Annotated in this window: 5 protein-coding genes; all 5 read right to left on the reverse strand. The window is 69.6% G+C overall.

What is annotated here, in order from left to right; translation table 11 throughout:
• Positions 1-139: 139 nt before the first annotated feature.
• The 5 genes from ACFWBT_RS41460 to ACFWBT_RS41480 all read right to left on the reverse strand — a co-directional run bounded on the left by ACFWBT_RS41460 (position 140) and on the right by ACFWBT_RS41480 (position 5,348).
• Positions 140-1,699, reverse strand: coding sequence for a DUF1996 domain-containing protein (locus ACFWBT_RS41460; RefSeq protein WP_385709557.1), 1,560 nt, complete (start codon positions 1,697-1,699; stop codon positions 140-142).
• A gap of 602 nt (positions 1,700-2,301) precedes the next feature.
• Positions 2,302-3,306: an NAD-dependent epimerase/dehydratase family protein gene (locus ACFWBT_RS41465; protein ID WP_385709567.1), complete on the reverse strand. Its 1,005-nt coding sequence runs from the start codon at positions 3,304-3,306 to the stop codon at positions 2,302-2,304.
• Between the two features lie 208 nt (positions 3,307-3,514).
• Positions 3,515-4,096 carry a winged helix-turn-helix domain-containing protein gene (locus ACFWBT_RS41470; RefSeq protein ID WP_385709559.1) on the reverse strand — a complete coding sequence of 194 codons (582 nt, stop codon included), beginning with the start codon at positions 4,094-4,096 and terminating at the stop codon, positions 3,515-3,517.
• 116 nt (positions 4,097-4,212) lie between these two features.
• Positions 4,213-4,335, reverse strand: coding sequence for a hypothetical protein (locus tag ACFWBT_RS41475; protein WP_385709561.1), 123 nt, complete (start codon positions 4,333-4,335; stop codon positions 4,213-4,215).
• An 89-nt stretch (positions 4,336-4,424) separates the two neighbouring features.
• Entirely contained in the window at positions 4,425-5,348 is a 924-nt protein-coding gene (locus tag ACFWBT_RS41480; protein WP_385709564.1) for a DUF6891 domain-containing protein, read from the reverse strand.
• Positions 5,349-5,453: the final 105 nt, after the last annotated feature.

Here is a 5,453-nt window from a genome sequence, read left to right on the forward strand (position 1 = left end):
AAACACAATTTTTGGTGGGCCGCTTCTTTTTTTTATACGACACAGACCGCCCGGGACCCCACGGGGGCTGCCCGCGCCGGCTTGGGGGTTTTCTGCGCGCGGGGGGGGGGATCCCCCGCCACCGGCTCTCTCATGGGGGCTACTTACAACGCTGACCGTTGTTGATGCAGGTGACCATCTTGTTCATCAGCTTGTCGTCGAAGACGTTGATGAAGTCGTCATGGTCGGTCGTGGGCTTGTGCAGCTGCTCGGGGAATCCGTCCACCGCGTAGGCGTTCTTGATCTGCCCGTTGGTGAGGGTCGGGGCCCGGAAGCCGTAGACCAGCCGCATCGTCAGCTGCGGGATGGCCTTGAAGCCGTTCGCGCAGTTGCCCTGGGCGTCGGCGAAGGCCACGTGGGTGCGGTGGTTCGCGCTGTCGGCGTTCACCCCGTCCCAGCAGCTCTGGAAGGCGAAGGTGCGGACCACGGTGCTGCCCCGCGGGCAGATCGGGTACTGCGCCGTCAGCTGCACCTTGTTCTCGAAGCCGGTGCAGCTCCAGTGGGCGTTGGCGTTCGCGAGACCGTTGGTCGTGGTCTTCGCGTCACCGGTGATGATGCGCAGGAACTTCGGCATCGCGACGACCTTGCTCTTCGCGTTGCCGACGAACTTGATCTGCGCCTGCTTCACCTGCTGGATCTGGCCGACGTTGAGTTCCTTGCCGCCGCCGTCGTTGTTCTGGTCGAAGTCCTGCGTACCGTTCTGGATACGCACGACCGGCCAGTAGTACGACGACTTGTCGCCCTGGTTGGCACAGGAGGTCTGGGCCGCCGCGAACGTGTCGTTGTTGGCGAAGGCGTCGTTCGACTGGTTGCCGACGTAGTCGTGCAGGTGGTGCGCGCCGTTGGTGACACCGGGCGCCACGATCACGTTGTCGGTGTTGAACTTCTTGTTCGCGTTGACACCGCAGGACGTCGTGAACGTACCCGCCGAACCAGCCGCCTGGGTCCGGGCCTTGCGGGCCACGTTCGCCTGGACCTTCGTGATGTCCACGAAGTCGGCCGCCACCGGACCGTTTCCGGCCTGGCCGCCGTTGCCCGCCTGCGCACCGCCGGCCGGAGCGCTGGCACTGGCACTCGCGCCGGCACCGGCACCGGCACCTGCGTTGGCACCCGCACCCGCACCCGCACTGGCACTCGCCGACGGACTGGCCGCGCCGCCGCCGTTGTTCTGGCCGCCGGCGTTCGTCTGGTCCGCGGGCGTACCGGTGCAGGTGGAGAGACCGTCGAGCCAGCCCGGAGCCCTTCCGCCGACCCGGTTGATCTCCAGCTTGATCCGGTCGATGATCGCCGACCGGTTGTTCTTCAGCGGCGTGAGGATGGAGTTCTGAACGAAACTCGCGTCCCTCGTCTGCGCGTCCCGGGTGGTGGCCAGCCGCTGGTAGGCGGCGGTGATCTGCTGGTCGAGCGTGGCCAGTTCTCCGTCGACCTCACCCCGGGCCTGCTTCGGAACGTTGGCCAGCTTCTGGCCGACATCCGGACAGCTGATCGTCGCGACCTGCGCGCCGGCGGCCTTGGTGGTGTTGGCGGACGAGTTCTTCTCGTGTGCCGAGGCGTAGAAATTCGCCCAGACCAGCCCACCCCCGCCGATCGCGAGCGCTGCCGACGCGGCAATGGCACGAACGGCCAGCGGCGAACGGCGTTTTCGTATGTTGCGTCCCATGGAACTCCTCTAACTTCCTTGCGGGGCAGCGAGGCGCCCGACAGGAGTGAAGCGGCTCCATTCCATACGCACGAGGCGTGTGAGGTGTTCAGGAGCCTCCAAAGAAACTTAGAAGTTCGTGAGACCAATTCGGGCACAATGGGCTCAGAAGCCCGCGAATTCACAAGAGTTGATCTGCTCATTCAGGTTTGACGGCGCTTTTTGACTGAAATTCAGTGAGCCGCCTCGGTCCGAATGGGTGAGCATCGCGAGGACGCTTCGGTGACCGTCGTCCGAGACCTCCGCCTTGGCGAGGACGGTGAAGAGGTGCCGGATGATCGCCCGCTCAGGGAAAGGGAGTTGGGGCTGCGATCGCCCACTCGGCCGCCCCCTGTCGTCAGGCCGGGCCCCTCCCGCTCGCGGGGCGTGGACCACCCGGGGAAGCGATCTCGAAGCCGTATGCCCGAAGTATCCGGAGCGGGCCGTCGCGACGGGAAGAGATCCGCCGACCGAAGAGGGCGGAAGAGAACCGCCGACCGAAGAGGGCGGTCATGGGGCCGAGCGCCGTGAAGGGGGCAGGCCGACGCCCACCCCCCTCACGACGGGCGGTAATGCCCACGAGGTCAGGAATTCCCGGGTGTCCGGAGCCCGAGGACCTTCGCTTCCGTCGCCGGATCCAGCCCCACCGGCGGCCGGTCGGCCCGCAAGGGCGCCACCCCGCCGCGCGACCGCAACCAGCTCCAGGTGTCGGCGACCGTCTCCTCGACCGGGCGGCCCCGCAGCCCGGCGCTCACCGCCCGGGAGACGTCCGCCGAGAACAGCGCGGCCTCGAAATCACTCCCGGGCGGCACCCACACCGGCAGCTGGCTCCACGGCTCGATCCCGGCGGCGAGAACGGCCTCGGGCTCCGTCCAGCGGAGCTCGGCCCGCGCCCCGGTGGCCCGCACGCACGCGTCGAGCAGTGCCCCCATCGTGCTGTGCCCCGAGGGACCGGCCAGGTTGTACGCCCCGTCGTGTTCCGCCTCCACCGCCCCGAGCGTCCACTCCGCGAGGTCCCGGACGTCGATGTACTGGAGCGGCAGATCCCGTGGCCCGGGAGCGAGCACGGGACCGCCCGCAGCGATCCGGTTCAGCCACCAGGGCAGCCGCCCGATGTTCTCGTACGGCCCGAGGATCAGTCCGGACCGTACGAGCAGCGAGCGCCCGGTGCCGAAAGCGTCGAGCACGGCCAGCTCCCCGCCCCGCTTGTTCCGGGCGTAGTCGGTCCCGTCCGCGTCGGCCGACGCCCCGTCGACGAGCTTCGTGTCCTCGTCGTACCCGGCTTCCGGGGGCCACGCGTACACGGAACAGCTCGACACATACACATGACGGGACACCCGTCCGGCCAGCAGACGTGCCGCGTCCCGGACGATCCGGGGCGCCCCGGACCAGGTGTCGACGACGGCGTCCCACTCGTCCGAGGTGCCGGCGAGCGCCGCGAGGCCGTCCGGCGCCGTGCGGTCACCCAGCAACGACCGCACCCCGGCAGGGGGTTGGTGCCGTCCACGATGGAAGACGGTGACCTCCCACCCTCGGCCGAGCGCCGCCTCCACGACAGCACGCCCCACGAACTCCGTACCGCCCAGCATCAGAAGTCTCCGCGTCATACGGACGACTCTGCACGGACTCCCCGCCCGATGGCGCGGGAATCTGCTGACAGGCGAATCATGGAAGCGAGAAGGCCCGGCCGGAGCGGTCGACGCCCGGTGGGAGGCGTGACGTCCGGCCGGAGCCGTCCACAGCTGGTCGAAGGGGCCCCGAGGTCGACGGCCCGTCAACGGCGCGTCAACGGCCCCGTCAACGACCCGTCGGCGGAGCGTACTTGTAGCCGACTCGACGCACCGTCTGGATCGCCTGGCGGTGCCGCGCCCCGAGCTTGCGGCGCAGCCGGGCGACATGGACGTCGACGGTCCGCCCGTCCCCGACGTGGCCGTAGCCCCACACCGTGGAGACCAACTGGTCGCGGGTGTGCACCCGGTGCGGATGCCGGACGAGATGCGCGAGCAGCTCGAACTCCAGGTAGGTGAGGTCCAGCACCTGCCCGTCGATCTCGGCGGTGCGCTGCACGGTGTCGATACGCACGAGCGGCTCGGCGCCGCCGTCGCCGACGGCCTGCTGCTCGGCCCGGTCCGTCACGGCGACCGGAAACAGGGGCTGCTGGTCCGCCGGTACGAGGACCAGGTAGCCGATCATCGGCGGCTGCCCCGGCAGGACCGGCAGCGCGTGCTGGGGAGCGGGCAGCCAGGTGGCGCCCGGCGGCAGGAAGTCGGCGACGTCGACCACCTCGTCCCGGTCGACGGCACGCAGTCGGTGCCGTCCCGGGGTGGTCGAGGGGGTGGGGGCCGTCGCGACGGAGGAGTAGGAACGAGTGGTCGCCATGAGAGGTCAGCTCTTTCGCGCGAGAAGTTCGTCGGAAGGTCGACGGCCGCGAGTTCGTGGTCGGGCCGTCGAGGACGTACGTCGTGCGCGCTGGCCGAAGGCCGGGGTGTACGGCTTTAGAGGGCCGGCGCGTTCATCGCGCGGCAACACACCCGGTCGAAGTCGTGGTGCTGACGAGAAGGCCAGAAGGGCTCGAGGTCATGGCGACCCGTCGCGGTGTACTTCTGGATGCTGGCCATACCTCCATTGAAGCAGAAGCCGGAGCCCGGCAGGAGACCTCTCTCAAGGGCCGGACGCTACCTTGGCGCGAAATTGACGGTGCGAACCCCTAGCCGACCAGGCGCTTGTGCCACGTCAGTGCCGTGACGCGGATCGCGCTGTCGGGGGAGCCGTCCCACTGGGTGGACAACCCGGCCGCGCCGAGCGCCGCGACGACCTCGCGTCCGACGGCCGCCGTGGTCTCGGCCGACCCGTCGAAACCGCCGTAGAGCAGAGTCAGTCCGTGCCCCGCGGCGGCGCTCTCCGTGCACTGGGTGTGGAAGTAGACGAAGCCGTGGGCCCCCTCGCCGCGCTCCGCGGCCATCTCGGCGGTGCCGCAGCTCCGGCAGCAGGTGAAGTTCTCGCGGGCGGTGATGCCCCGGGCGTCGAGCCCCTCGAAGACCTCGGTGAGGCGCTCGGGATCGGTGACTCCCTCCCACGCCTCCTGCTCGGCCAGTCGCTCCGTCCACAGCCGGTCCACGAGTTCCCGGGCCTGCGCCCTGGACACCGGACGGTGGTCGCCGTCGACGAGATACTCCTCGGCGTCCTCGGCGAGCCGCGCCCGGTCGTCGTACCCGCAGCGCAGCAGCTCCCGGATCCGGGCCTCGACCTCCTCCCGCACGTCCTCGGGGAGTTCCGGGATCTCCTGCGGGGCGTCGTGGCCGAGCGGCTCCCATGTGATGCCCGCGTCCCAGCCGTCTTCCTCGCGGGCCCATCCCGCCATCGCGTCCGCGACCCGGTCCCGGTCGCCCAGCACCGTGCCGAAGAAGCGGTCGCGGCTCTCGCGGTGCTCCAGCTGGTACGTGCCGCCCTGCTCGTGCCACACCTGGACGAAGACGTCCGGGCGGTCCGGTATCCGTTTCACGACCACGTAGCGGTCGCCGTCACCGCCGATCCGGTGCACCAGATCCCGCAGCCGCCCGGCCGAAATCCGCGCGTGCTTCTGCCCGTTCTCCGTCTCGGCCTTGATGGCGAGGGACTCGTCGCTCTGCATGGATCAAGACTGGCACGCCCCACTGACAACGCGATGGGCTGGACCGGCCGATGGGCTGGACCGGCCGAAGGGCTGGACCGGCCGAAGGGGGCGCCCGCCGATTCC

Source organism: Streptomyces sp. NPDC060027, assembly GCF_042737005.1.
Classification (GTDB): Bacteria; Actinomycetota; Actinomycetes; order Streptomycetales; family Streptomycetaceae; genus Streptomyces.

Excerpts from the sequence above, each read along its gene's own strand:
- ACFWBT_RS41460 (WP_385709557.1), bottom strand. The coding sequence starts at position 1,699 with ATGGGACGCAACATACGAAAACGCCGTTCGCCGCTGGCCGTTCGTGCC.
- ACFWBT_RS41465 (WP_385709567.1), bottom strand. The coding sequence starts at position 3,306 with ATGCTGGGCGGTACGGAGTTCGTGGGGCGTGCTGTCGTGGAGGCGGCG.
- ACFWBT_RS41470 (WP_385709559.1), bottom strand. The coding sequence starts at position 4,096 with ATGGCGACCACTCGTTCCTACTCCTCCGTCGCGACGGCCCCCACCCCC.
- ACFWBT_RS41475 (WP_385709561.1), bottom strand. The coding sequence starts at position 4,335 with ATGGCCAGCATCCAGAAGTACACCGCGACGGGTCGCCATGACCTCGAG.
- ACFWBT_RS41480 (WP_385709564.1), bottom strand. The coding sequence starts at position 5,348 with ATGCAGAGCGACGAGTCCCTCGCCATCAAGGCCGAGACGGAGAACGGG.